Annotated in this window: 20 protein-coding genes, 1 tRNA gene and 1 riboswitch; of the genes, 9 read left to right on the plus strand and 12 right to left on the minus strand. The window is 67.2% G+C overall.

Going from position 1 to position 24,666, the window contains the following annotated elements; all coding sequences use genetic code 11:
* Positions 1 to 98: 98 nt before the first annotated feature.
* Positions 99 to 1,034: an RNA polymerase sigma factor RpoS gene (gene rpoS / locus ACIQ09_RS05700; RefSeq protein ID WP_398307095.1), complete on the plus strand. Its 936-nt coding sequence runs from the start codon at positions 99 to 101 to the stop codon at positions 1,032 to 1,034.
* A 50-nt stretch (positions 1,035 to 1,084) separates the two neighbouring features.
* A complete protein-coding gene (gene arsC / locus ACIQ09_RS05705; RefSeq protein WP_398307097.1) occupies positions 1,085 to 1,438 on the plus strand; it encodes an arsenate reductase (glutaredoxin) in 354 nt (117 codons plus the stop codon).
* A 15-nt stretch (positions 1,439 to 1,453) separates the two neighbouring features.
* Here arsC and mltB read toward each other — a convergent pair whose 3' ends face one another.
* The 4 genes from mltB to ACIQ09_RS05725 are packed head-to-tail and all read right to left on the minus strand — an operon-like array spanning position 1,454 to position 6,322.
* Complete coding sequence (gene mltB / locus ACIQ09_RS05710) at positions 1,454 to 2,491, minus strand: lytic murein transglycosylase B (RefSeq protein WP_398307099.1); 1,038 nt, start codon at positions 2,489 to 2,491, stop codon at positions 1,454 to 1,456.
* The gene (locus ACIQ09_RS05715) at positions 2,488 to 4,431 is read right to left on the minus strand and encodes a DUF3488 and DUF4129 domain-containing transglutaminase family protein (RefSeq protein ID WP_398307101.1); all 1,944 of its coding nucleotides are present in this window, start codon (positions 4,429 to 4,431) and stop codon (positions 2,488 to 2,490) included. The genes mltB and ACIQ09_RS05715 overlap by 4 nt, the downstream gene beginning before the upstream one ends.
* Complete coding sequence (locus tag ACIQ09_RS05720; protein ID WP_398307103.1) at positions 4,424 to 5,404, minus strand: DUF58 domain-containing protein; 981 nt, start codon at positions 5,402 to 5,404, stop codon at positions 4,424 to 4,426. The genes ACIQ09_RS05715 and ACIQ09_RS05720 overlap by 8 nt, the downstream gene beginning before the upstream one ends.
* Complete coding sequence (locus ACIQ09_RS05725; RefSeq protein ID WP_398307105.1) at positions 5,405 to 6,322, minus strand: AAA family ATPase; 918 nt, start codon at positions 6,320 to 6,322, stop codon at positions 5,405 to 5,407.
* A 175-nt stretch (positions 6,323 to 6,497) separates the two neighbouring features.
* Here ACIQ09_RS05725 and ACIQ09_RS05730 point away from each other — a divergent pair, with 175 nt between their 5' ends.
* The 3 genes from ACIQ09_RS05730 (at position 6,498) to bamC (ending at position 9,661) form a co-directional block, all read left to right on the plus strand.
* Entirely contained in the window at positions 6,498 to 7,424 is a 927-nt protein-coding gene (locus tag ACIQ09_RS05730) for a histone deacetylase family protein (RefSeq protein WP_398307107.1), read from the plus strand.
* 165 nt (positions 7,425 to 7,589) lie between these two features.
* Positions 7,590 to 8,468: a 4-hydroxy-tetrahydrodipicolinate synthase gene (dapA, locus tag ACIQ09_RS05735; RefSeq protein ID WP_296568034.1), complete on the plus strand. Its 879-nt coding sequence runs from the start codon at positions 7,590 to 7,592 to the stop codon at positions 8,466 to 8,468.
* Positions 8,469 to 8,497: 29 nt separating this feature from the next.
* On the plus strand, positions 8,498 to 9,661 hold the full coding sequence (gene bamC, locus ACIQ09_RS05740) for an outer membrane protein assembly factor BamC (protein WP_398307109.1): 1,164 nt from the start codon (positions 8,498 to 8,500) through the stop codon (positions 9,659 to 9,661).
* Positions 9,662 to 9,794: 133 nt separating this feature from the next.
* On the opposite strand, the gene ACIQ09_RS05745 is transcribed toward bamC, so the two are convergent.
* Positions 9,795 to 10,085: a hypothetical protein gene (locus ACIQ09_RS05745; protein ID WP_398307111.1), complete on the minus strand. Its 291-nt coding sequence runs from the start codon at positions 10,083 to 10,085 to the stop codon at positions 9,795 to 9,797.
* Between the two features lie 173 nt (positions 10,086 to 10,258).
* Positions 10,259 to 11,389, minus strand: a complete 1,131-nt coding sequence (locus tag ACIQ09_RS05750; RefSeq protein ID WP_398307113.1) for a JmjC domain-containing protein — start codon at positions 11,387 to 11,389, stop codon at positions 10,259 to 10,261.
* Between the two features lie 86 nt (positions 11,390 to 11,475).
* Between ACIQ09_RS05750 and rlmD the strand changes: the two genes are divergently transcribed.
* Positions 11,476 to 12,789, plus strand: coding sequence for a 23S rRNA (uracil(1939)-C(5))-methyltransferase RlmD (rlmD, locus tag ACIQ09_RS05755; protein ID WP_398307114.1), 1,314 nt, complete (start codon positions 11,476 to 11,478; stop codon positions 12,787 to 12,789).
* A 65-nt stretch (positions 12,790 to 12,854) separates the two neighbouring features.
* Here rlmD and ACIQ09_RS05760 read toward each other — a convergent pair whose 3' ends face one another.
* The gene (locus ACIQ09_RS05760) at positions 12,855 to 13,544 is read right to left on the minus strand and encodes a Bax inhibitor-1 family protein (RefSeq protein WP_398307116.1); all 690 of its coding nucleotides are present in this window, start codon (positions 13,542 to 13,544) and stop codon (positions 12,855 to 12,857) included.
* 132 nt (positions 13,545 to 13,676) lie between these two features.
* On the opposite strand from ACIQ09_RS05760, the gene ACIQ09_RS05765 reads away from it, so the two are divergent.
* Positions 13,677 to 13,764 (plus strand) — tRNA-Ser (locus tag ACIQ09_RS05765).
* 109 nt (positions 13,765 to 13,873) lie between these two features.
* Positions 13,874 to 14,203, plus strand: coding sequence for a YnfA family protein (locus ACIQ09_RS05770; RefSeq protein ID WP_398307118.1), 330 nt, complete (start codon positions 13,874 to 13,876; stop codon positions 14,201 to 14,203).
* Positions 14,204 to 14,222: 19 nt separating this feature from the next.
* Here the strand turns inward: ACIQ09_RS05770 and ACIQ09_RS05775 are convergent, their stop codons facing one another.
* The 5 genes from ACIQ09_RS05775 to ACIQ09_RS05795 all read right to left on the minus strand — a co-directional run bounded on the left by ACIQ09_RS05775 (position 14,223) and on the right by ACIQ09_RS05795 (position 23,131).
* Positions 14,223 to 16,313 carry a TonB-dependent receptor gene (locus tag ACIQ09_RS05775; protein ID WP_398307153.1) on the minus strand — a complete coding sequence of 697 codons (2,091 nt, stop codon included), beginning with the start codon at positions 16,311 to 16,313 and terminating at the stop codon, positions 14,223 to 14,225.
* Positions 16,205 to 17,806, minus strand: coding sequence for a hypothetical protein (locus ACIQ09_RS05780; RefSeq protein WP_398307120.1), 1,602 nt, complete (start codon positions 17,804 to 17,806; stop codon positions 16,205 to 16,207). The genes ACIQ09_RS05775 and ACIQ09_RS05780 overlap by 109 nt, the downstream gene beginning before the upstream one ends.
* A gap of 162 nt (positions 17,807 to 17,968) precedes the next feature.
* The gene (locus tag ACIQ09_RS05785; protein ID WP_398307122.1) at positions 17,969 to 18,304 is read right to left on the minus strand and encodes a hypothetical protein; all 336 of its coding nucleotides are present in this window, start codon (positions 18,302 to 18,304) and stop codon (positions 17,969 to 17,971) included.
* A complete protein-coding gene (locus ACIQ09_RS05790; protein WP_398307124.1) occupies positions 18,301 to 18,744 on the minus strand; it encodes a MotA/TolQ/ExbB proton channel family protein in 444 nt (147 codons plus the stop codon). Before ACIQ09_RS05790 ends, ACIQ09_RS05785 begins: the two co-directional genes overlap by 4 nt.
* 7 nt (positions 18,745 to 18,751) lie before the next feature.
* Positions 18,752 to 23,131 (minus strand): cobaltochelatase subunit CobN, encoded by a 4,380-nt coding sequence (locus ACIQ09_RS05795; protein WP_398307126.1) that lies wholly within the window; start codon positions 23,129 to 23,131, stop codon positions 18,752 to 18,754.
* Between the two features lie 136 nt (positions 23,132 to 23,267).
* Positions 23,268 to 23,489, minus strand: a riboswitch (cobalamin riboswitch).
* 167 nt (positions 23,490 to 23,656) lie between these two features.
* Between ACIQ09_RS05795 and ACIQ09_RS05800 the strand changes: the two genes are divergently transcribed.
* Positions 23,657 to 24,646 (plus strand): hypothetical protein, encoded by a 990-nt coding sequence (locus ACIQ09_RS05800; RefSeq protein WP_398307128.1) that lies wholly within the window; start codon positions 23,657 to 23,659, stop codon positions 24,644 to 24,646.
* The last annotated feature ends 20 nt before the right edge of the window (positions 24,647 to 24,666 follow it).

The following is a 24,666-nucleotide window of genomic DNA, read 5'->3' on the forward strand; positions in this document are numbered from 1 at the left end:
CCTCAGCCCCGCGATAACTGGGAGGGCGCCGGAGCTGACGGTGTCGTTGCATGATGCGATCACGACCATGTTGTCCCCCATGATCCAGAGAGGAATCCATGTACGATCCGGCAGCGCCTGAGGAACTGGAAAACCCCGAACCGGACTTGCCCCCGGAGGTCGAGGTCTTTCTCGAAGTGCCGGCGGCGTCGCCGGACACCGACTTCCTGGGCGATGTCACCCAGCTGTATCTGAATGAGATCGGGGCCAACCCGCTGCTGACCGCGGAGGAAGAGCTGGCCCTGTCACGCCGGGTCCGGCTGGGGGATTTCGAAGCACGCCAGACCATGATCGAGCGCAACCTGCGTCTCGTCGTCAACATTGCCAAGCATTACCTCAACCGGGGCATTCCGCTGCTCGACCTCGTGGAGGAGGGCAACCTGGGCCTCATCCATGCCCTCGAGAAGTTCGATCCCGAACGCGGCTTCCGCTTTTCCACCTATGCCACCTGGTGGATCCGCCAGAACATCGAGCGGGCCATCATGAACCAGTCGCGCACCATCCGCCTGCCGGTGCACGTGGTCAAGGAGCTTAACCAGGTGCTGCGTGCCCAGCGTCAGCTGGAGGCTGCCGGCAACGGGGATACAACGCTTGAAGACGTGGCCCGGCGCCTGGATCGTCCGGTGGCGGATGTGCGCGCCATCCTGGCCCTCAACGAGCACACCGCGTCCCTGGATGCGCCGCTCGACATCGACCCCACTCTGTCCATCGGCGAATCCCTGGCGGATGACGAAGCCGATACCCCGGACGTGCAGATCCAGGATCTGGAAGTGGAAACCCTGGTGCGGGAGTGGATCGGCCAGCTCAGTGAAAAGCAGCGCCTGGTCATCCGCCACCGTTACGGCCTCGATGAATGCGAGGTGCGAACCCTCGAGGAGCTTGCCGACAGCCTGGACCTGACCCGGGAGCGGGTGCGCCAGATCCAGCTCGAGGCCCTCGGCCAGCTGCGCCGCATCATCAAGCGGCGCGGGGTGTCCAAGGACGTGCTGCTGTAGCTTTCCCGATGGCTGAAAGCCATCACCCTTCATTACCCGAATTGAATGCCATGAGCGAAACACTTCGCGTGTATCACAACGCCCGTTGTTCCAAGAGTCGCGCCACCTGTGCCCTGCTGGAAGAGCGGGGCTTCGCCCTGGAGGTGGTGGAATATCTCAAAACACCACCTAGCCGTGCCGAGCTGGCCGGGCTGTTGCGCAAGCTGGACGTGCCGGCCGCGTCCATCGTGCGCAAGGGCGAGGACATCTACAAGGCGGAATACCAGGGGCGCGAGCTCAACGAAGAGCAGTGGCTGGATGCCCTGGCGGCGCATCCCATCCTCATCGAGCGGCCCATCGTTGTGCGTGGTGAGCGGGCAGTGGTGGCCCGCCCGCCGGAGAAAGCGCTGGCGCTGCTGGACTAGCGCTAGCGCGCAGGCTTAGCGGCGTGCCGTCAGCGCGGCGGTGCGTGCGGCCTTGACGGCCTCACCCAGCTGAAACACTGACATGGCGTAGAAGCTGCTGCGGTTGTAGCGGGTGATGACATAGAAGTTCTGGTAGCCCAGCCAGTATTCGCTGTCCTCGCCGGGCGTCACCAGCTCGACGAAGGCCGCCTTGCCAGCCGGTGTTTCGCCACTGGCGGCTTTGACGCCGTGACTGGCCAGGGTGGCGGCGTCGAAGGCCGGATTGATGTCGTTGGCGAGCAGCGGCACCAGGTTGGCGTCGCCGCCCATGCTGGCACGCACGGCAACCGGCGCGCCGGTCTCCCAGCCATGCATCTGCATGTAGCGGGCAACGCTGCCAATGGCGTCTTTGGGGCTGTTAAGCAGGTCGATCCGGCCGTCTCCGTCGAAATCCACCGCATAGTTGCGCACGCTGCTGGGCAGGAACTGGGGCAGCCCCAGGGCGCCGGCGTAGGAACCCTGGTAGTCGAGCGGGTCACGGCCTTGTTCGCGGGCCATCAGCAGCAGGTTTTCAAGTTCGCCGCGAAACAGTTCGGCCCGGCGCGGGTAATCGAAGGCCAGGGTCGACAGGGCCGACACGGCCTGATAGCTGCCGGTATTACGACCATAGATGGTCTCCACGCCGATGATTCCGACGATGATCTCCTCCGGCACCCCGTATTTCTCGCTGGCGGCGCGGATGCTGTCCTGGTGACGCTCCCAGAAGGCCACGCCGGCCTTGATGCGTACGGGTTCGATGAAGCGGCTGCGGTAGCGCTGCCAGGAGCGCACGGCGACCGGGTCGCGGGGCGGGGAGATGGCCTTGATGACCGAGGGCAGATACTGGGCGCGGCGGAAGATGTAGGTCAGGGCGTCCTTGTCGAAGCCATGGCGCTGTTGCATCTCGTCGATGAATTGCTGGGTCTCCGGCCGGTCTGCATAGCGCTCGGCGGCATGAAGGGGGCTCGCGAGGGCGAGGGCCACAAGCAGGGCGATCAGGGAGCCGGGGCGCTGGCGGAGCGTTGCGGTTTTCATCGGGGGCGGAAGTTCTTGATGGATTGGTGAAAGCGCCGGCTGGCGACGGTGTCGTTGCCGGCCGGGCCGTAGCGCAGGCCGGCGTAATCGGTGGCGATGGCAGTGACAGCGGGGCTCAGGTCGGGGCGCCGGCTGCCGACCCGGCGGGCGTAATCCAGGGGCCCTTCCCATGTTTCACGGGGGAGTCCGATGGCCGCCAGATGCTGGCAGAAGCGTGTCCAGTCATGGTCGATGGCGTCTGCCGGCGAGCGCGAGCGCAAGGCCCAGGCGGCCAGCAGCGCCGCCACGACGGCACCCGCGGCTGCCATGAGGGCTATCAGTGTCGTCCAATCGGTCCGGGCCAGGCCCAGCGCGGAAAGCAGCGCCTGCTGGCGCGCCGGATTGTACCCGAGAACCCATTGATTCCAGCGGTTGTCGATGGCCTCCAGGTTGTCGCGCAGGGTGCGTAGCCAAGGCAGGTCGCTGCGTACCAGCAGGGGCAGGCGGTCCATGCCGGGCAGGGCACCGGCGAGGCCGCTGTCGATGCGCCGCGGCGCGCTGGCGGCGGTCGGGTCGATGCGTTGCCAGCCCTTGCCGGCCAGCCACACTTCAGTCCAGGCGTGGGCATCGGACTGACGCACGACGAAGCTGCCGTCCACCGCATTGATTTCGCCACCCTGGTAGCCGGTGACGACCCGGGCGGGGACGCCGGCCGCACGCAGTGTGACGACGAAGGCGGCGGCGAAGTGCTCGCAGAAGCCCTGGCGGGTGTCGAACAGGAAGCTGTCCACGTCATCCCGCCCGAAGGGCAGGGGATCGAGGGTGTAAGCCAGCTTGCTGGCCCGGAAGTGGGCGATGGCCAGGGCCGGGATGTCACTGCTCGCCCGGGCTTCGGTACGCAGGCGGGCGCCGAGGGCGCGGGTGCGCGGGTTGCTCCCTGGGGGAAGGTACAGGGCCTGTTGCAGCACTGCGTCGCTTTCGTCAAGGCCGACCAGGGTGCCTGGGTGGGACACGAGGTCTACGCGCAGGCGGGCATGCAGCGGTGCCTGGGCTAGGAGCTGGAAGTCGCTGCTGTAGCGCAGGCCGGGTGCTGCGGCCGGGAAGTCCAAGGCGAGCAGCCAGCGATGGTTGTGAGGCTCCAGGGTGAGGGTGTAGGTGTAGGCCGTGCCCTGGCTGCGATAGGCGGGGGCCTCTGCCACGCTGCGGCGGCCCTGGCGCCAGGTGCGGCCGTCGTAATCACTCAGTACCGGGCCGCGCCAGTAGCGCTCGGCCGGCGGGGGCGGGTCGCCCTCGAAGCGGGCGCGGAAGGCGATGGCGGCCGATTCGCTGACGCGGGCCACGTCGCCAGGCGCCATGCTGTCGGAGAGGCCTGTGCGGTGGGTGTAGGCATCGGCCGGCAGGCCCCACAGGGGGCCCTGGATGCGAGGGAACAACACGAATAGCACGGCCATCAGCGGCAGCCCCTGGATGACCAGGCGGGCTGCTGCGAGGCTGCGGGCACGAGGGGCCTCCGCCCGCCCTTCGAGGGCGAGCAGGGCGGCCACCGTGGCGACGCTGCCGGCCAGGGCGAGAGCTGCGACGCCCATGTTCTGCTGGTACAGGAAGAGCCCCATCTGCATGAAGAAGCTCAGCAGGATCACCGTGCGTGCGTCCCGGACACTGTTGGTCTCCAGTAGCTTGATGCTGAGCAGGCCCGCCAACAGCGCGATGCCCGGCTCCTTGCCGAAGAAGCGCTGGAACTCCACGGCCACCAGGGCCAGCAGGCTGGCTGCCAGGGCGAACAGCAGGAAGCGGTGGGGCAGGGGCTTGCCATGGTATGCCAGCAGGCCGCGCCACCCCAGCAGCAGGGCGCAGACGCCGATCAAGGAGAGGGGCAGATGGCTGGCGTGGGGGGCAAGGCTGAGGGAAGCGCAGGCCAGCAGCCAACCGCTCTGGTCCGGGCGCAGGCGGGGTTCAGTCATCACGCAGCCCGAACAGCGCAAGACGGGTCAAGCAGGCGTGGCGGTGGGCGCTGCCCCGGCCCGGCGGGATATTCGTGCCGGGCAGGCTCAGGCCGAAGTCGATGCCGGCGCGGTCCGCTTCCATCACCCATCGGGTGAGGCGTGCCAGGCGCGCTTCGACGCTCATGCTGGCCGGCATGCGATTCCAGTCGAGATGCACATCGCGGGCGCCGGCGCCGTCGAACTCCTTGGTGCGCCACGGGCCACCCCGGGCTACAGCCTTCCAGGCCACGTGGCGGGGCGAGTCGGCCGGCTGGTGATGGCGCAGGCCGGCGAAGTCGTCCTGCCCGTGCCCTTGTCCGCCAAGGCCCGAGTCGGTTTCGCGTCCGACGGGCAGCGCTGGGCCGTCCGTCTCCGGGGCCGGATAGACGAGGCAGCGCACATCCGGCTGGAACAGGCTCCAGGCCCGGATCAGCCCCAGGGGGTGGCGGGTTTCCAGGGTCAAGCGGGGCAGGGCGAGCCAGCCGCGGTGGTGGGTGGCCAGGTGGATGTCCGTGACTGCGCTGCTGCAGGCTGGCAGGTCGAAGGGTTCGGCGCGCTGGATGGCCTCTGCACCACCACTTGGCGCCAGGCGCAGGCCCTGACGGGGGCGCAGGGCCGGGTTGGCGAGGACGATGCCGAAGTGTGCGGGGGCGCCGCAGAAAACCGCCTCGGCCTTGCCCGGCGTGATGCTCAGCCCGACAAGATTGCGAAAGGCGTGGTGGATGCTGATCCAGGCCACGCTGCCAATCAGGAAGGTCAGCGCGAAGCCCAGGCTCAGGGTGTAGTTGATGGACGCCAGTAACATGACCAACAGGGTCAGCGCGAGGGCCAGCCCAAAGCGTGTCGGCAGCACGAAGATGCGGCGTTGGCCGAGCTGGATGGGGGCCGGCTCCGGCCCGCTGACCCGGAACAGCCAGCGGTGAAGGGTGGCACGTACTGCGGGCAGGTCCATTTAGGGTAGAGGCACAGCTTCGCGCAGGCGGCGGCTCAGTTCGTCGGGGCGCACCGGGGTTTCACCGGCGGGGCGCAGGCGGTGGCCGGCCACGGCGGGCAGCACCGCCTGGACGTCTTCGGGCAGCACATGGTCACGCCCAGCCAGCAAGGCCCAGGCCCGGGCGGCCGAGAGCAGGGCGAGGCCCGCGCGGGGGGAGAGCCCGGTGGAGAAATCGGTGCTTTCGCGGCTGCGGGCCAGCAGGGCCTGGACGTAATCGAGGAGGCGCGGGCCGACGTGGATCCGGCGGCTGGCGGCCAGCAGGGTGTCGAGTTCGCCAGCAGCGAGGACGGGGGGCAGGCGGGCCAGCATCTCGCGCCGGTCTTCGCCGGCAAGCAGGGCCCGCTCAGAGGTCGGATCCGGATAGCCGAGGGAGATGCGCATCAGAAAACGGTCGAGCTGGCTTTCAGGGAGGGGGAATGTGCCGATCTGGTCGGCCGGGTTCTGGGTAGCGATCACGAAGAACGGCGCCGGCAGCGGGTAGGTGTGCCCCTCGGCGCTGATCTGGCGTTCCTCCATGGCTTCGAGCAGGGCGCTCTGGGCCTTGGGCGTGGCCCGGTTGATCTCGTCGGCGAGAATCATCTCGCTGAACACGGGCCCGGGGTGGAAACGGAAGGCACCGTCCCGCTGGTCGAATATCGACACACCGAGGATGTCGGCCGGAAGCATGTCGCTGGTGAACTGGATGCGCTGGAATTTCAGCCCGAGCAGGTGGGCCAGGGCATGGGCCAGGGTGGTCTTGCCGACCCCGGGCATGTCCTCCATCAGCAAATGCCCGCGGGCAAGCATGCATGCCAGGGCAAGGCGCACGGCCTCTTCCTTGCCAAGGATGATCCGGCTGGCGGCCTCGATGAGGCGGGTGGCGATGTGGATCGGCATGGCGCAGGCTTTTTTCAGAATGAAGTTAAGGGGATAATGATTCCACAAGAGCATCCGGGGAACGGTTTCCCGACGCGACCTCATGCTGGCATGGAGTGCGTTTCGGAGCAGGCGTTCGCCGGATACGACAATCGACAGATATCGAAGACGAATCGCGAGAGGCAGGGGACAGTTTATGACGAGTACGGCATTCATCACGCACCGGGATTGCTGGCTGCACAACATGGGTGAGCATCACCCCGAATCTCCCGAGCGTCTCGGGGCGATCAATGACCGTCTGATCGCTGCCGGCCTCGACATGTACCTCTCCTTTCATGACGCCCCGAATGCCAGTGTCGACCAGATCTCCCGGGCTCATCCCCGCGAGCATGTGGAAGAACTGCTGGCCAGCGTGCCCGAGCATGGCATCCGCCACCTGGATCCGGATACGGCCCTGTGCCCCAACTCCATGAAGGCTGCCCTGCGCTCGGCGGGTGCCGGCATCTATGCCACCGATCTGGTGATGTCGGGGCAGGCCGAAAACGCCTTCTGTGCCATCCGCCCGCCCGGCCACCACGCCGAAGCCGCCAAGGCCATGGGTTTTTGCTTCTTCAACAACGTGGCCGTCGCTGCTCGCCATGCCCTCGAGGAGCACGGTCTCAAGCGCGTGGCCATCATCGATTTCGACGTGCATCACGGCAATGGTACCGAGGACATCTTCAAGGATGACCCCCGGGTGCTGATGGTCAGCATCTTCCAGCATCCCTTCTACCCCTACAGTGGTGCCGACAACCCGGCCCCCAACATGGTCAACGTGCCCATCAAGGCGGGCAGTCGTGGCGATGTGTTCCGCGAGATCGTGACCAACATCTGGATTCCGGCCCTGCGCAACCACGCGCCCGAGATGATCTTCATCTCGGCCGGTTTCGATGCCCACTACGAGGATGACATGGGCTCCCTGGGGTTGGTCGAGGCTGACTACATGTGGGTCACCGAACAGCTCAAGGAGATCGCCGCCGAATCGGCCAACCGGCGCATCGTGTCCTTGCTCGAGGGCGGGTATTCCCTGTCGTCCCTGGCACGCAGCGTTGTCGCCCACATCAAGACTCTGGCCGACCTGTAAGGCGGCCCTGGCGCTCATCCGCCCCGCCTCGGCGGGGTTTTTCGCTTCAAGGCGGGTTGTTGACGCAGGTCTCTGCCCGGTTTTCGTAACACCAGTTTGCGCCCGTCTAGCCTTCCCGAAGTGATTGGGTACAATACTCAACTTTCCCTCTCTCCCCGATATCCCATGATTACCGGTTCGATTGTCGCCATCGTTACCCCGATGCACGAGGATGGCAGCCTGGATCTTCCCCGTTTGCGCAGCCTCATCGACTTCCATGTCAAGGAAGGTACCGACGGTATTGTCGTTGTCGGCACTACCGGCGAGTCGCCCACGGTCAATGTGGAAGAGCACTGCGAACTTATCCGCGTTGCCGTCGAGCACGCGGCGGGGCGTATCCCCATCATCGCCGGGACGGGTGCCAACTCCACCCGCGAAGCCATCGAGCTGACCGAGTTCTCCCGTAAGGCGGGTGCGGTCGCCGGGCTGTCGGTAGTGCCCTATTACAACCGTCCGACCCAGGAAGGCCTGTACCAGCACTTCCGCACGATCGCCGAGGCGAGCCCGCTGCCGATGATCCTGTACAACGTGCCCGGCCGCACGGTTGCCGATCTGTCCAACGACACCGCCCTGCGCCTGGCCGAGGTGCCGAACATCATCGGCATCAAGGACGCCACCGGCAATATCGACCGTGCCTGTGACCTGATTGCCCGTGCGCCGAAGGATTTCGCCCTTTATACCGGTGATGACATGACGGCCATGGCCTTCATCATGCTCGGTGGCCACGGCACCATCTCGGTCACGGCCAACGTGGCGCCGCGTCTGATGCACGAGATGTGCGTCGCTGCCGCTGCCGGCGATGGTGTGCGCGCCCGCGATCTGAACGCACGAATGGTCGGGCTGCATCGTCATCTCTTCTGCGAAGCCAACCCCATTCCCGTGAAGTGGGCCGTCGAGCAGATGGGCTTCGTCGGCAAGGGGATCCGTCTTCCGCTGACCCGTCTGTCCGAGTCCTGCCATGAGCGCGTGCGTGATGCCATGCGTCAGGCCGGCGTCGAAGTTTGAGTCTGTCTTTCCCACCCCGAGGGTTACGCATGCAAAGCCGAAAGCTGGCTTCCGGTTCGGCGGTCGTCGTTGCGACGATCGTCCTGAGCGGTTGCTCCGGTTCCTTGCTGGAATCGAAAAAGATCGACTACAAGAGTGCGGCGGTCGCGCCCACCCGGTCTACCCTTGAGATCCCCCCCGACCTCACGGCACCCACTGCCGACGACCGCTATGCGGTACCGGACATCAATCCGAAGGGTACTGCCACCTTCTCCGCCTACAACGCGGAGCGCAGTGGGCAGGCCACCACCGGGGCCGCGCCCGCGGTCACCCGGGTTGCGCCTCAGTCCATCGACAAGATGCGCGTCGAGCGTTCGGGCAGCCAGCGCTGGCTGGTTGTTCCCGGTACGGCCGATAAGCTGTGGCCCCAGGTGCGTGAGTTCTGGCAGGAGAACGGTTTCATCCTGAACGTGGATCGTCCCGAGATCGGCGTGATGGAGACCGACTGGGCCGAGAACCGGGCCAAGATCGACAACGGCATCATCCGCAACACGATCGGCAAGGTCATCGATGGCCTGTACTCGACGCCGGAGCGGGACAAGTTTCGCACCCGTCTGGAAAGTGCCGGCGAAGCGGGTTTCGTGGAGATCTTCATCAGCCATCGGGGCATGATGGAAATCTACCCGAACGAGGCCAAGGACCGGACCATCTGGCAGCCTCGTCAGGCCGATCCCGAACTTGAGGCCGAGTTCCTGCAACGCCTGATGATTCGTCTCGGCGCGGATGAGACCCGTGCCAAGGCCCAGATTGCAGCCGTGCCCCAGGTCGAGAAGGCCAAGCTCCAGAGCGCCACGGGCGGTGCTGCGGTGCTGCAGGTCGAGGAAGGCTTCGATCGTGCCTGGAGACGGGTTGGTCTGGCGCTGGACCGCGTCGGCTTCACGGTGGAAGACCGGGATCGCTCCCAGGGCTTGTACTACGTGCGTTACGTGGATCCGGAAACCGACAAGAAGAAGGGCGACGACGAGGGCATCCTGTCGAAGCTGGCCTTCTGGCGCAGCAGCAAGGCGCCTGTGGTCTCCGGCAGCCAGTATCGGGTCTATGTGAAGGGCGCCGAGGGGGCTTCAACAGTCCAGGTGCTGACCCGCGAAGGCGGCACGGACACCTCGGAGTCGGCACGCAAGATCATGGGTCTGCTGTTCCAGCAGCTCAAGTAAGCGCGCTCATCCGTTCGCAACAAAAAACGCCGGCAAGCCCGGCGTGTTTTTTTTGTGGCCCGCCCCGCGGGCGCTGAGTATGGACGTAAAAAAGCCAACCCGCAGGTTGGCTTTTTCTTCACCGGGAAAAGAATTACTTCTTTTCGGGAGTGGCAGCGGCAGCAGCAGCGGCGTTCTCGGCGGTGGAACCAGCCGGGGCGGCAGCAGCGTCAGCCGGCTTGGCATCAGCGGCGGGAGCAGCAGCGCCTTCAGCGGGCTTGGCATCAGCAGCCGGAGCGGCAGCGGGAGCAGCTTCAGCGGGCTTGACTTCGGCGGCGGGGGCAGCAGCGGGGGCCGGAGCTTCAACGGGCTTCGGCTCTTCCTTCTTGCCGCAGGCGGAGACAGCGAGTGCAACGAGAGCAGCAACCAGGAGAGATTGTTTCATTGTTGGTTTCCCTTATCGATAAATGAAGTACAACAACCTAATTAGAGAGGCGATCAGGTGGGGGACCTGATGTGATGTGTATCGTAACACGGAGGAAGTGCTTGAATAAAGACATTGTTGCGGCGCCGCAACGTTCCTTGTGCCTTGTCAAGCCCCCAGGGGGGTATGGGCTGTTATGGGATCAATGATCCTGATGGGGCCGCAAAGCCGCAGCAGTACCAGTCATATAGAAGCGCAATTGTTTCTTCGGACAGGCCGGCAAGGCTTTCGATGTGGCGATGATCGGCAAGTTGCTCGATGATCGCCTTGTCTTCGTCCGGCACCGCGATGGCTTCGCCATTGATGAAAAACTGCCCACCGGAAAAGAGCAGCAGGGTGCACGCGTCGAGGCGATAGCCCTGGCCCAGGCAGGCATCCTCGAATTCATCATGTTCGAGGGGGTCGTCCGGAGAGTCGAAGTAGACGTGGGGCTTGGGCTCGGTGAGGTAGGCACCGAGGAAGCTGCGTACGTCTTCCCGCGTCCAGGTGATGCGCGACAGGCTGTCGGCCACCCGGTCGATCATCAGATCGCCGATTTCGGCCGAGTGGGCCTGACGCTTCAGGTCGGGGTCGGCGTAGATACCATCGAGCTGGATCGTATCCTGGAGGTGGATGAGGAACTGCTGGGCGAGCTCCTGGGTGGTGGGGGAGCGGAAGCCGATGGAGTAGGTGGTGCATTCGCCGATGGCGATGCCGTTGTGTGCCCAGTGGGGCGGCAGGTAGAGCATGTCGCCGGGTTCCAGCACCCAGTCGTGCACGGGGCGGAAATCCTGGAGGATCTTCAGCGGCGCATCTTCGATCAGGCTGCGGTCTTCCTGATTGCTGATCTGCCAGCGGCGCTGGCCGATACCCTGTAGCAGGAAGACATCGTAGTTGTCGAAATGGGGGCCGACACCGCCGCCATCCACGGCGTAGCTGACCATCAGGTCGTCCAGGCGGGCCTGGGGAATGAAGTCGAAGCGATGCAGCAGCGCATCACCGTCGGGGCAGAACAGGTTGAGCCCCTGGATGAGCACGGTCCACGGGCGGTTCTTGCGCTTGAGGTCGGCGGCTTTCTGGGGGCCGCGGATGACCTGCCAGTGACTGTTGTCGTGGGTGACGTAGCGGGATTCCACCTCCGAATCCCGGGCCAGCTCGAAGAGCTCGGCCTTGCTGACGACTCCGGTGAAGCCGGGGACTGCCTGGCGGATCAGCAGCGGTTTCTTTTGCCAGTATTCGGCGAGGAATTCCTCCGCCGTCAGGCCGCCCAGAAGAGTGTTTGTCATGGCCGGCATTATAGCGTCTCACCTTGCCAAGACCCTGACGGGGGATAAAATGGCGCCCTTTTCCTCGCCGTACGCCCGCCATCCCCATGAGTACCACGCCAGCCCGCGAAGCCGTCATCGAATCCCTGGACCATGATGGTCGTGGGGTCAGCCACGTGGATGGGAAAACGATTTTCATCGAGGGCGCCCTGCCCGGCGAGCGGGTCAGCTTTGTCTCCTACCGGGTGAAGCCCCGGTTTGAGGTGGCTGATGTGGAGCGCATCCTCGAGCCGTGTTCCCAGCGCATCACGCCGGCGTGCCCGCATTTCGGCGTGTGTGGCGGCTGCAGCATGCAGCACCTGGAAGCCACAGCCCAGGTGGCTGCCAAGCAACGGGTGCTGGAGGATGCCCTATGGCACCTCGCACGGGCCCGTGCCGAGGTGCTCTATCCGCCCATCGTCGGCCCGGCCTGGGGCTACCGCTACCGGGCCCGCCTGACGGTGCGCATGGTGCCGAGCAAGGGCGGCGTGCTGATTGGCTTTCACGAGCGGCGCAGCAGCTATGTGGCGCCCATGGACGAGTGCGCCATCCTCCCGCCGCATGTGTCGGCCATGGTGCCGCGCCTGCGGGCCCTGGTCGCGGGCCTGTCGGCACCCGATCGTCTGCCGCAGATCGAGATTGCCGTTGGTGAGGGCATCACGGTGCTGGTGTTGCGCCACCTGCAAGCCTTCACGGCGGCCGATGAAGCCCGCCTGGCGGCTTTTGCCCGCGACGAGGGGGTGCAGGTGTGGGGCCAGTTGAGCGGCCCGGATTCAGCCCGCCGCCTGTTTCCGGCCGAGGCGCCGGGGCTGGCTTACACCTTGCCCGAGTTCGGTGTGTCGATGGCTTTCCGGCCCACCGACTTTACCCAGGTCAACATGGGGATCAACCGCCTGCTGATGCGCCGTGCGATGCAGCTGCTGGACCCCCGTCCCGGCGAGCGCATTGCCGATCTGTTCTGCGGGCTGGGCAATTTCAGCCTGCCCATCGCCAAGCTGGGGGCCCGGGTGGTAGGTGTGGAGGGGAGCGATGCGCTGGTGCGGCGGGCGGGTGAGAATGCCCGCGCCAACGGGCTGGAGGCGCGCAGCGAGTTCTACGCCGCCAACCTGTTCGAGGCCACCGAGGACAGCATTGCCGCCCTCGGCCACCTGGACAAGATGCTCATCGACCCCCCGCGAGAGGGGGCGGTTGCCGTGGTCAAGGCCCTCGGGCCGTCGGCCCCGGGGCGCATCGTCTATGTATCCTGCAATCCGGCCACCCTGGCCCGGGATAGCGCCGTGCTCATTCACGAGAAGGGCTATCACCTGAAAGGTGCGGGCATCGCCAACATGTTCCCGCAAACCTCCCACGTGGAATCCATCGCCCTGTTCGAGCGGGGTTGAGGTGCGTGCTGCAGGCATGAAAAAGGCGACCCGGAGGTCGCCTTTTTTGCTGCTGCGAAGGTCGATCAGTCGCGATCGCCGCCGCCAAAGGCCATCACCAGATTAAGCAGGCCGACGAAGATGTTGTACACATCCAGGTAGACCGCCAGGGTGGCCGTCACATAGTTGGTTTCACCGCCCCGCACCACATTGCTGATGTCGTACAGCAGGTAGCCCGAGAACAGCATCACCACTGCGGCGGAGATCACCAGGTGCAGCACCGGCATCTGCAGGAAGATGTTGGCCACGCCGGCCAGCAGGACCACCACCAGGCCGACCATCAGGAACTTGCCCATGTTGGTGAAGTCGCGCTTGGACACGCTGGCGATGCTCGCCATGGTGGCGAACACGGCACCCGTGCCGCCTGCGGCCATGGCGATCATGGAGCCACCGTTGGAGAAGCCCAGGGCAACCTGCAGGATGCGCGAGAGCATCAGACCCATGAAGAAGGTGAAGCCCAGCAGCAGGGCCACGCCCAGACCATTGTTCTTGTTGCGCTCGATGCCGTAGAAAAAGGCGAACGAGATACCCAGGAACAGCAGGAAGGAGATGAACGGGCTGCCGGCCATAAACGAGAACTGCATCTGCACGCCAAGCAGCGCGCCGGCAACGGTCGGCACCATCGTGAGTGCGAGCAGCATGTAGGTGTTGCGCAGCACGCGGTTGGCGCTTTGCGACAGTACCTGCGTTTGCTGACCGTAAGTGTCGAGTTGCATGAAAATCCTCCAGAATTGAATAACAGGGTAGCCTGCACTGGCTGAGAGTAGCGGAGCCCCCAAGAAGTTTCAACCGCGTTGCCTGCGCGGCATTTGGCCTGCGCCGCGCTCATGCTAGAATTCGCGCCCTCGGGAAGAGTGGCAGAGTGGTCGATTGCACCGGTCTTGAAAACCGGCGATGGGAAACCATCCGTGAGTTCGAATCTCACCTCTTCCGCCATAAATCTGACAGTTGTTCGTTCTGTTCGGCTCGCCCTTCGTGCGGGCCGTTTTCTTGTGCGCGGCGAGCCACGTCGATGCGGCTCCTGTGTGCCTGCAGGAGAGTCGTCATGGAAGCCTTGCGGATGGCTGCGCTGTTTGCGCTGACTGCCTTGATGGAGATCGTCGGCTGCTACCTCCCCTGGCTGGTGCTGCGGCAGGGGCGGAGTGCCTGGTGGCTTGTGCCGGCGGCTGCATCCCTGGCAGTGTTTGCCTGGTTGCTTACCTTGCACCCCACTGCGGCGGGGCGCACCTACGCGGCCTATGGCGGTATGTACATCGCCGTGGCGCTGCTGTGGCTGCGTTTTGTAGACGGATTGGCGCTGACCCGCTGGGACGTGGCCGGAGCGGCCATGGCCCTCGCCGGCATGGCCGTGATCGCGCTGCAGCCGGCCCGCTGAGTGCCGGGCCGGCGGCGTTTCAGAAGCCCAGGCGCAGGCCCAGTCGCAGGCTGCGGGGCTCCAGCGGGTGGATCAGGCGGCCGTCGATGCCGCCGTTGCAGTTTCCACCCAGGCTTTCATTGCGCGTGCACGCGCCACCCCAGTATTCGATGTCGTTGGCGTGACGGTTGAAGAGGTTGAGCACGTCCACGCTCAGTTGCAGCTGTTTCGAGACGCGATAGCCAAGCTTGAGGTTGGCTGTCCAGAAGGGCGTGGATTTGTGCTCGCCGCTTTCTTCCAGGGCGTAGGCGCCCAGGTAGCGCAGGCGCATACCGCCGTGCCAGGCGCCGCCCTGGTCGGCGCTGATGCCCACCGAGGCAGTCAGCGGAATGGCATTGGGGACGTGGTCTCCACCGCCTACGGGCTGCCGGAAACGGGCCTTCGACAGGGCCAGGTCTGCGTCGATGATGAGGCCGTCGGCCGGGGTCAGGTAGTTGGACCATTCCAGCCCGTGGCGGCGCGAGGCACCGCGGGGTTCGGTGATGCCTTCGTCGCCGATGAAGACCAGTTCCGAGGCGAGATCCATCTGCCACACCGTCAGGCTGGTGTTCCAGCCCGGCAGGGGGGCGGCACGCACTCCCAGTTCGGCGCCCCGGGCGCGGGCGATCAGGGGGACCCGGTCGATGGGGCTGCCGTCGGTGGGGTTGGTGTGGCTGGTGGCGCCGCGGGCGTCATTGCTGTGGAAGCCATGGCCCCAGTTGGCGTAGAACTCGGTGCTGCCGGCCAGGTTGAAGGGGCCGAGGACGAAGCCCAGCTTGGGGCTGGTCTGGCCGCCGCGCACGCTGCCGCCGTTGCCCATGTTGTATTGCCCGCCCAGAGCAGTGACGTCGGCGGAGATTTCGTCCCGGCGCAGGGCCAGGCTGCTGCGCAGCCATGGCGTCCATTGGGTGCGGGCCTCGGCAAACAGGGCGAGGGCGGTCTCGGTGATACGGTCTTCGCGCACGGTGCCTGTGCGGCTGCGTCCCTCGGTGGTGTACAGGCCGACCCGGCCGATGCGGTCCTGGCGCAGGCGGGTGCCGATGGCGAGTTCGGTGTCGCGCAGGGCCGGGCCGAGGAACCAGGCGTGGCGGGCCTCGCCGCCCCAGGTGATGCGGCTGTCGGCCTGTTCGTGCTGGTCGCCCTGGGGGCCGCTGATGTAGCCCGACGGTGCCGAGTACAGGTTGAGACCATAGTCGATTACGTAGGCACTGGCCCGGGTGGCGCTGCTGTCGCCCAGCCGGGCCCATTCGGCCGACAGGCTGTTGCGCCGGGTGCGGCCCCCGTCCCGGGGGGACAGGGCGCCGTAGCGGCCGATTTCACCGGAGGTGATGGCCCGTTCGGGGACGTGCTCGGTGGCGGTCCAGTGGGCGCTGTAGGACATGGCTGTCAGGGCGTAGCCGTGGCTTGTGCTGCCCTCCGACAGGCGCAGCAGCAGGTTGCGGCGGACCAGACGCTCGGGCTGGTCCCACGGCCCGTCGTTGCCCATCAGCTCGGCGGCGACCAGCAACTGCCGGCCGTCGCTTTCATTGTCGTCGCCGAGGGCGCGGCTGCCGGCGACAAGCAGGCGCCGGTAGCCGTTCTGGCCCAGGCCGAACTCGGCGAAGTTACCGTCGAGCCGGCGCCGGTAGTCGATTCGGGCCGAGCCGGTGGTGGCGAAGTCGCCATCTTCGGCCGCATACACGCCCTTGCGATAGGCGATACCCTGGATCAGCTCCGGCATCAGGAAGTTGAGATCCATGTAGCCCTGGCCGTGGGCGTGGCTGGCCATGTTCACCGGCATGCCCATTACATGGGTAGCGAAGTCGCTGCCGTGGTCCAGGTTGAAGCCGCGCAGGAAGTACTGGTTGGCTTTGCCGTCCCCGGAGTGCTGGGTGACGATCATGCCGGGGATGGTTTCCAGGGCCTCGGCCGGGCGCAGCAGTGGCCGGTTGCGCAGCTGGGCGGCAGTGACGGTGCCCTCGGTGGCCGAATCGGCGACGCCGATCAGGTCCTGGTGGCGGGTGCTGACAGTGACTTCCTGCAGGGTCGGGATGCCTGCCGCTTGGGCGGTGGTAGCCAGGCCGGACACGAGCAGGGCCAGCGCCCCCGGCACTGGGCGATTGAAAATGCGTGACATGAAGGAATTTCCTGTGGGTTAGGGCGTGGGCTTGCGGTGGCGCAGGCGTCGCCAGCCAAGCACGCAGCCGGTGCTGGCGAGGGTGATGCCGAGGAGGCACAGTAGGGTGATGAGGGCTTCGCGTAGGGCAGGCAGCGCAGCCAGGGGGGGAAGTCGAGCCGGTGCAGGCCGTTGAAGACCCAGCGGTGCAGGCGGTTGGCGTTGTCGATGCGGGCCAGCACGCGGCCGCTGGCCGGGTCCAGATACCAGGTGGTGTCCTGCTCATCGGCCAGCCGGATGCGGGCGGCGGGGAGCACTGCCGGGTTGCGCCGGCCGTAGTGGTAAAGATCGGCCTCGTGGATCAGCTCGACGCGGGCGATCGGCTTGCCTTCGATGTCGTGGATCGCCCTGGCCAGGGTTTCCGGCGGGATGGGCCGGGCCGGGGCGGCGTTGTCGTCGAGGCGTTGGCTGTGCCCGGGGCTGCGCACTTCCAGGTAGCTGCGGCCGGCGAAGCGCGACCACTCGGCCTCCCGTGCATCGGGGACGTGGGCCAGCTGGCGGCGCAGCAGTTCCACGCTGTCTGACGGTTTGAAGGGGCCGCCAGCCAGACGTTCGGCGCTGCCAGGGGGCAGGCTGCTGAATTCGAGCAGGCCGAAGGGGTGGTTGGACAGCCAGCCCGACAGCAGCCAGGTCAGGGCAAAGCCGCCAGCGCCCAGGCCGAGGAGGTGGTGCCAGCGTTTCCAGCCGCGGTAGGGCGTGACCTGCCCGCGAGGGTAGCGATGGCGCAGACGCAGGCGCTGGATGCCCAGGGCAAGGCCGAGCAGCACGGTGAGCAGCGCCACCGGCGGCAGCCACAGGACCAGCATGCGCCAGCTGCGCGTGTCCTCGCCGCGCAGCGGGGTGAAATAGATCCAGTGGGGCACGGTGCCCACCCAGCCCGCCACCCGCTCGAGCCGGGTGGTGCGATTGACCACCTCGCCACTGCGGGACGATACATATAGCTCGGTGGCGGCCGCGTCGGCGGCCTGGAACACATGGAGCGGGCGGTGGGCGTTGTAGGTGGTGTATACCGTCCATTGGTCGCGTTCGATGGTTTCCGGCCCGCTCAGGGGGACGCCGGGCAGAAAATTGCGGGCGGCCCGCAGGGCCATGTCGGGCGCCACCGGGCCGAGGGCCGCACCGGTGTCGGCCCACACGCTGCAGGCGCCATCGCGGGTAGCGAAGTGATAGGCCGGGCGCCCGGCGGTCATGGCGATGCGGCCGCCCCGTGGCGTGCTCCGGCAGGCCCGGGCGGCCTCTGCCGGGCTGAACTGGATTGCATCGGTACGCAGGGTGTCCAGATGGGCGACGCGGGTGTCCACGTCCAGCTTCGGGAACGGCACATAGAGCATCACCAGCCCCGAGACAAACCAAACCAGCACCAAAACCCCGGCGCAGATGCCGAGCCAGCGGTGGGCCAGGTGGAGAAAGCGGAGTGCGGGGTGTTTCATGGGCTCAATCGGGGCCTTTTGCTGGGTGGAAGACATGCTCGCGTACCGGTTTGCCGCCCACCAGCTGGTGGCGGCAGTAGGCGCCGATCCGGGGTTTGATGGCCGCTCATGCCCTTGTCTCCACGCTGTCGGGTGCTTCGGCCAGCAGGGTGGCGATGGCGTTCACGGCCGGCCTTGGGGCTGGCCGGGTTCAATGAGGATCAGCTGCCCGGTCTTCGGGTCGCGGAAGACTTCACCGACCCGATCCATGCCGGCACCGGCCTGGCCCTGCCCGTCGGCCGGACGCTCGATGGCACGGCCCTTATCCACCGGCTTGGGCGGGGGCAGGGCGCCCTGGGTACTGGCCGCCAGGGCGGCAAGCAGGCCGCAGGCGAAGACCAGCATCACATCCACCAGGTTGACCAGGCTGGCACGGGGGTCTTCGTCCCGGTCGTCGAAGCGGGCATCGAGGCGCGAATAGAGGCGCAGGCGCTTGCGGGGCGGTCGGGTGGCGCTCATGCCTCTTCCTCCAGGTTCTCGAGCAGCTCTTCGTACCAGCGCCGGCGCAGCTTGCCCACCACCAGCCCGCCAATGCCGGCCACCAGGCCCAGCACGGTGGCGTCGAAGGCGGTGGTGACCGCGCTGGCCAGCTCCGAGGGGTTGCCCTGGCCCAGTGCGGCGAGACCCGGTCCGAGGGGGATGATGGTGGCCATCAGGCCCAGCATGGGTGGAATGCGGGCCAGCAGGTCGGCCCGCTCCAGGCGGTGTCGGGCGACGCGCTGGATCAGCAGCAGGTCGCCGCTGGCGGCAAGGCGGCGCAGGCCCCACAGACGTTCGCCGAGGGCCAGGCCGGCCTCGGCCAGGGCGATGGCGCAGGCGGCGATTAGGGCCAGCAGGGCCGGCGCGAGCAGCCAGGTGACTGCCTGGTGGAGCCAGGCGAGGGTAGGCAAATCGTTCATGGTGAGATCAGGCGTGGGTGGAGGTTGAAGGGGGGCGGCAGCTCCAGGCGAGGCCGAGGAGGAAGAGCAGCGGGGCCAGGGTGAGCAGGGCCACGGGCGGGGCGTGCCGGGTGGCGAGCGGCGCCGGGCGGGTATGGAGTTCGTAATGGCGCTCGGCCGGTGCCTGTGGTTCAGCGGCGGCCGGGTTGGACGCGGTGAGCGCCACAGCGGCCTGTTCGCGGCGGGGGGGCGTGGCCTCATGGCGGGCGCCCTGTTGCCGGGGCGTGGCGGCCATGGCGGTGATGGGCGCGACGGGGGCAGGCGCCAGCCCTTCACCCCGGGCCCGGGCCAGGGCCACGCCGAGGGCATCGGCGTCGACGGCGTCGATGCGTGGCTGGAGCCAGTTCCACATCGGATGGTGGGGGGCGGTATGGCCGCTGCCGGGCAGGCCGTTCTTTGCTACCAGGCGGGCGAGTTCGCCGCCCATCTGCTTCAGGGTGGCGTCATCGGCCTGCCAGAAGCCCTTCTCGGCGGCGACCATGAAGATGGCCAGCATCTGCGCTTTGACGTGGGCGTTGTGGCCCTGGGCAAGAAAGCGCGGCAGGCCGAGCTTGTGCTTGTCCTCGAACCAGGTTTCCTTGACCTCGTCCCAGGCCCATTGCTGGATCAGGTCAGGTCGGGTGACCTGCCAGCCCCACAGGTTCTCGAGGAACTCCTGGCCCATGGTGCGGGCGCCGGCGTAGCCGTGCTTCATCAGGGGCTTCAGCCATTCCGGGTTGAGGTAGCGGCCGCGCAGCTCGGACAGCAGGGCCGTGGCGAGGGGCTCGACGGCCGGATGGGCCGGGTCGGCGTGCTGCAGGATCAGGCCTTCCGGCCGGCGCCCGGTGAGCGTCTCGATGCCCACCGACATGCCGCCCAGGTAATCGAAGGCGTCGTTGTTGTCGAGCAGACCGTACAGGTTGCTGGCGCGGCCGTGGTAGCTGCGGGCCACGCCGGAAAGGGCCGTCTCGAAGGCCTGGTGGGCGGCATCGCCGCTGGCATCGAGGCCGTAGGCGTGGCCCATGCGGTTGAGGTAGACCCGGCCCAACTCGCTGCGCGCCTGCCAGGCGCCCGAACGTTCGGCCAGGCGATTGACGCCGGCACTGTAGGCGCCCGGGGCGTCACCGAAGATGCGCAGGGCCGCGGCGCGCCCGGCGTCGGCGATGCCCAGACCGGTCTGGCCGAGTTGCCGGGTACGGGCCAGCCAGCGGGCGGCGGCGATGTTGTCGGCGAGGGGCTGGTGGCCGCGGGCCGCGTTGCCGCCCAGGGGCGCCAGTGCGGCGTCGAGGGCCGTGCCAAGCTCGGGGTGCTGCTCGGCGATCAGTCCGGCGGAGGCGGCGAGGGCCAGGCGGCCGGCTCGGTCGATCTGGTTGAGCAGGTTGGGGTAGAGGTCGCGGAACAGGCCCGAGGTGGTGACGATCACGTCGCGTCGGGGGGTGTCGGCCAGCAGGCGCACGTCGGTGACGATGCCGCGGGCGTTCCATACCGGCTCGGCACCGAGCAGGGACAGGCAGAAGGCGACCATGGCGCCCTCATCGCGCACTGCGTCGGAGGCCCACAGGATGACGGCATCGCTGTCGGCGTCCGCGCGCGTCTTGCGTGGGCGGGCGGTGGCCTGCTCGGCGAGGCGGGCGCCGAGGGCGTAGCCCAGGCGGGTGGGCAGGAGGTCGCCATCGACGGCGTGGAAGTTGCGCCCGGTCGGTAGGGCCTCCGGGGAGCGCAGCGGGTCGTTGCCCTTGCCCGGGGCCACGAAGCGCCCATCCAGGCCGGCGAGCAGGCCAGCCATTTCCAGACGCGGCGAGGCCGCAAGCTTGTCGGCGATGGCGGCGTCGTAGCCACCGGCCACCTGGCCCATGGAGTCGGCCATCAGTTTCAATGATTCGGCGCTCCAGTCCTGCCCGAAGATGTGCAGGCCGTGGGGCATGAACTTCTCCTGCAGCTTGGTGAGGTAGTGGCCGATCTCGTGGGCGAGCAGGTCGTCGTCAGCGTCTTCGAAGCCGATGCCGCGCACCTCTAGCACATCGGCCATGGAAGCTTCCAGTTCGGCCCGCAGGTTGAGGGCGGTCACCTGTTCGCGCATGCGGCGGGCGGCCTGGGTCTTGAGGCTGTCGCTGCCGGCGGCCTCGAAGCTCTCCACCACCTGGCGCAATTCCAGCAGCTTGTCGTAGAGCGGGGTGGCCGACAGGGGCGGCGTGAGGTGATCGACGATCACGGCGAGGCCCCGGCGCTTGGCCTGGATGCCTTCCCCCACGCCGTCGACGATGTAGGGGTAGATGCCCGGCAGATCCGCGGCGATGAGGCTGGGGTAGTCGTCGGCGGTCAGACCGACGGCCTTGCCGGGCAGGAATTCGTAGGTGGAGTGGCGGCCCAGGTGCACCACCGCATCGGCACGGAAGACGTCGCGGATCCAGTGGTAGAAGCCGAGGAACTGGTGGGGCGGTGGCACGCTGGTGTTGGCGTGGAGAAGCTCTTCATCCAACTCCCAGCCCCTGGGCGGCTGGGGGCCGACAAAGATCTTGCCGAAGGTGAGCCCGGGCACCAGCAGCTTGCCGTCGCTGACCATCACCTTGCCCGGTGCCGGGCCCCAGCCCTTGAGGCCTTCGACACCGTAGCCGACGATCTTCCAGGTGAGGCCGGAATGGCGGCTGCAGGGGCCTTGGGGGACATCGGCGAGGCAAGCCAGGTAGCCGGCTTCGAGGGCTTTCAGCCCGGCGATGGCTTCGGCCCGCCGGGGGTGGTCGGCACCTTCGGCTAGGTGGTGGAGTTCCTTCATCGCCGATTCCACGCGCTTGCGGCCAAGGCTGCGTTCGCCGGCACGATCGGCTTCCAGCACTTCGGCGTGAAGGCGGCCCAGGGGGCCGGAGACCATTTCGCCCTGGACGCGCTCGGGCAGCCCGGCAAACCAGCGCCGGTAGTCGGCGGTGCTGAGGCCTTCCACCTCGCGGGCCAGCTCGCGCAGGGCGGTCTTGTCTTCGGGCAGGTTGACCCCGTGGGCCATGATGCGGTCGAGCAGGGCTTCGGGCGTTGCCGGCAGTTCGCCGGTGTCGTAGCCCTCTGCCTTCAGCCGTTGCAGGATGCCGAACAGGGAGGCGGGCACGTCCAGGTTGTCGGCGCCGATGTTCTGCCGGCCGGGCGGGTGGTTGTAGTAGATGATGGCCAGGCGCTTTTCGGCCCTGGCCTTGGTCTGGAGCTGCTGCCAGCGGGCCGCGCGCGACACCAGGCGGCTGATTTCGGCGGCAATCGGTTCGGTGCGGCGCAGCGCGACGCCGGTGATGGGGTCGATGCGGCTGGCGCCGACAGCCGAAACGACGATGGGCTGGCCGATGCCCTGGAGCTCCGGCAGGGCCACCCGGTACTGTACGGAATCGACCGGCAGGCCCTCCGGCGAGAGGCGCCACTGGGTGGCGCTACGCTCGGTGAGGCGGATGGCCTTGATGACCGGGATGTCCAGTTGCGTGAAGGCCTCGGTGACGGCCTCCCGGTTCTCGGCGGCGCCGACGACAAAATCCTGGATTACCACCAGGGCGGCCGGCCGGGCCGGGGCCAGCAGCCTGGGCAGGCCCTCGATGGCTGCCCGGGAGCTGCCACCCCAGCGGGTCAGGATCTCGGCGCAGGGAAGGCCCTGGCGACGGGATTCGGCGCAGATCGCGGCAGCGCTGCCGGATTCGATATTGGACAGGTCAAGGACGGCCAGGGCTGGGCCGGCAGGCAGCAGGCGGGCGTCCCAGGCGTCGGCATCGACGCGTTCGACAGCGCCAACGCGCAGGCGCAGGCTGGCCTCCGGTCGGGGTGGGGGCAGGGGGCTGCCTGCCAGCAGGTGCTTGAACAGGCTGCTCAGGTTGTCGCTGCCACCGGCCTGCCAGGTACGGCGTGCGTCCAGCCAGTGTTGTGCCGCCGGGGCCGCAGCGGCGGCCTCAAGGGCCGCCTGCGGAGGGGCTTCACCCGCCAGTTGGCGCAGGGTTTCGGCGGGAAAACTGGCCAGGGCTCCGGCCCGAGAACGGCTCAGCAGGTTGAGGCGCTGCTCGCCGCTGATGGCCAGCACGGTGCTGGCACGGCTGGCGGGTATCGCGTCGATGAGGCGCCGCGCCGGGTCGCCAAAGGCCGAGACGGCCAGCACGGCATCGGCGTCGAGCCACTGGCGCAACTGTCGGTCGGTGGCGGCCTGGATCTGGGCCGGGGTGCGCAGCAGGATGCGGTCGCGGGGGTGGCGGGCGAGGTGCTGCCGGGCGGCTTCGACGGCCGTGGGGGCGGCTCGGTCGGTGACGACGCCGAACAGGCTGGCCGCGTGGGCTTCGCTGCAGGCCGTCAGGGCGAGCAGCAGCGAGGTGCCGAGGGTGAGTATCCGGTGAATCGACTTGCGCCCTGCCATTGTGCCTCCGCGTGCCATCGGGCTGGCCGGGGGGAGGCAGGAGGGACGATACGAAGCCGCTGGGCGGGCGCCTACAGAAAGGGTGTGCGCGGGAAGGCCGACGTTTTCGCTCGCCAGTCCCACACCCCGGGGCACAGCTGAACCAGTGTTGTCGGGCCGGTCTTCTGGCTCACCTTCATCCGACCCGCTCCGGCCTTCCCGGACCGTGGCCCAGTGGCGTGCTTGGAGGTGTCGTCAGGCTTACAGCAGCGGGGACTGCGCCGGAATGCCCTGCGAGCGAGGCTCGCCGAGGTCACCGGACTTCCCGTTTCACCTTCCCCGCAGACGCGGGGTCGGCACCCGAAACGCTGCGGAGTCTAACTGCCGCTGCCATCGGGCCGCAAGTTCTGATGGCCCTGACCGGATTCGGATTCCCAAGCGCGGATACTTCATTACAATAACGTCATTGTTATGGCCTCTTTCCGGCCGCGTGTCCTTACCGATCCGCAGTTTTCCGTTTGCCCATCCTCTGCCTTGACGACAGCCGTGCCTTTCAAGCCTTCTGCCACCCCGCCCGACCTGCCCGATCCCCAGCCTTCCGGCCCGCCAGAGGCGTCTGCCGCTGCCAATGACACGTCGAGTCTGGATGCCGACGCGGCGGCGCTGCTGGCCGATATCGCCTCGTTCGACATCGAGGCGGCGCGGCGGCGCGTGCAGCAGATCGATGCCCGTTACACCGGTATTCGCGGCACGAAGGCAGATTTTTCCGACGCGACCCGGGATCTTGGTTTTCCTGTCGTCACGGGCTTGCATACCCCCGAGCCCCAGGCGGCGGCACCGGAGGCTGCGCCGCTTCCGGAGCCGGTGCAGCCTTCTGCACCCTGTGGCGGGCTGCTCGAGCAACTCCGGGATGAGGTCGCTCTACGTCAGCGCGGGGCCAGCGAGGCCTCCCGTGACGCGGAGCGGCTGCGCGAGAGCCTGGACCGTTCGCTACGTGCGGTGTTTGACTACTGCCGTGATCTCAGCACGCAACTGAACTTTCTCAAGCCTCAGGTGGGGCGCAACTACTATCTCCTCGACTCGGATGACCCCATCCGCAACCTGTCATGGCAGGAGGGCTATGCCGACTTCCGGACCCGCTCCACTGGTGAGGGTGGCAGCATTGAGCGCGTGAGCATGGGTTACACCTTGCGTGGGCCGGGGCAGCGCAGACTGGAGCGAAACGGTGGAGCCGTCGAACGCCTGCGCCAGATGTTCTTCGACCTGGGTCTGAAGTTCGAATGTCAGGAGCGTCGCAATCGCCGGCGCGAACTGGAGTCGGGCGTATTTACGGTGGCGGATGAAGTCAGCGTGCTGATCGTGTGGCGTGCCGACTTTGAAAAGGGGGAGATCGTAGTGGAGTCCCGCAATCTGGAGCGGCTGGGTTTCGTCACCTTCATCCTCCGTCCGGAGGCCATTGGCCCGACGCTGCTCGACGAGTTTGGGCGGCTGGTGCTGGGCCGGGACAACCGTTTTCGGTCCTGTCTGGCACGCTGAGGGCCCGACGCCTTCAGGCC

Source organism: Zoogloea sp., assembly GCF_044344315.1.
Classification (GTDB): domain Bacteria; phylum Pseudomonadota; class Gammaproteobacteria; order Burkholderiales; family Rhodocyclaceae; genus Zoogloea.

Excerpts from the sequence above, each read along its gene's own strand:
- rpoS (WP_398307095.1), top strand. The coding sequence starts at position 99 with ATGTACGATCCGGCAGCGCCTGAGGAACTGGAAAACCCCGAACCGGAC.
- mltB (WP_398307099.1), bottom strand. The coding sequence starts at position 2,491 with ATGAAAACCGCAACGCTCCGCCAGCGCCCCGGCTCCCTGATCGCCCTG.
- ACIQ09_RS05785 (WP_398307122.1), bottom strand. The coding sequence starts at position 18,304 with ATGAGCGCCACCCGACCGCCCCGCAAGCGCCTGCGCCTCTATTCGCGC.
- ACIQ09_RS05730 (WP_398307107.1), top strand. The coding sequence starts at position 6,498 with ATGACGAGTACGGCATTCATCACGCACCGGGATTGCTGGCTGCACAAC.
- rlmD (WP_398307114.1), top strand. The coding sequence starts at position 11,476 with ATGAGTACCACGCCAGCCCGCGAAGCCGTCATCGAATCCCTGGACCAT.
- bamC (WP_398307109.1), top strand. The coding sequence starts at position 8,498 with ATGCAAAGCCGAAAGCTGGCTTCCGGTTCGGCGGTCGTCGTTGCGACG.
- ACIQ09_RS05725 (WP_398307105.1), bottom strand. The coding sequence starts at position 6,322 with ATGCCGATCCACATCGCCACCCGCCTCATCGAGGCCGCCAGCCGGATC.
- ACIQ09_RS05780 (WP_398307120.1), bottom strand. The coding sequence starts at position 17,806 with ATGAAACACCCCGCACTCCGCTTTCTCCACCTGGCCCACCGCTGGCTC.
- dapA (WP_296568034.1), top strand. The coding sequence starts at position 7,590 with ATGATTACCGGTTCGATTGTCGCCATCGTTACCCCGATGCACGAGGAT.
- ACIQ09_RS05715 (WP_398307101.1), bottom strand. The coding sequence starts at position 4,431 with ATGACTGAACCCCGCCTGCGCCCGGACCAGAGCGGTTGGCTGCTGGCC.
- ACIQ09_RS05770 (WP_398307118.1), top strand. The coding sequence starts at position 13,874 with ATGGAAGCCTTGCGGATGGCTGCGCTGTTTGCGCTGACTGCCTTGATG.
- arsC (WP_398307097.1), top strand. The coding sequence starts at position 1,085 with ATGAGCGAAACACTTCGCGTGTATCACAACGCCCGTTGTTCCAAGAGT.
- ACIQ09_RS05720 (WP_398307103.1), bottom strand. The coding sequence starts at position 5,404 with ATGGACCTGCCCGCAGTACGTGCCACCCTTCACCGCTGGCTGTTCCGG.
- ACIQ09_RS05760 (WP_398307116.1), bottom strand. The coding sequence starts at position 13,544 with ATGCAACTCGACACTTACGGTCAGCAAACGCAGGTACTGTCGCAAAGC.
- ACIQ09_RS05795 (WP_398307126.1), bottom strand. The coding sequence starts at position 23,131 with ATGGCAGGGCGCAAGTCGATTCACCGGATACTCACCCTCGGCACCTCG.
- ACIQ09_RS05790 (WP_398307124.1), bottom strand. The coding sequence starts at position 18,744 with ATGAACGATTTGCCTACCCTCGCCTGGCTCCACCAGGCAGTCACCTGG.
- ACIQ09_RS05745 (WP_398307111.1), bottom strand. The coding sequence starts at position 10,085 with ATGAAACAATCTCTCCTGGTTGCTGCTCTCGTTGCACTCGCTGTCTCC.
- ACIQ09_RS05750 (WP_398307113.1), bottom strand. The coding sequence starts at position 11,389 with ATGACAAACACTCTTCTGGGCGGCCTGACGGCGGAGGAATTCCTCGCC.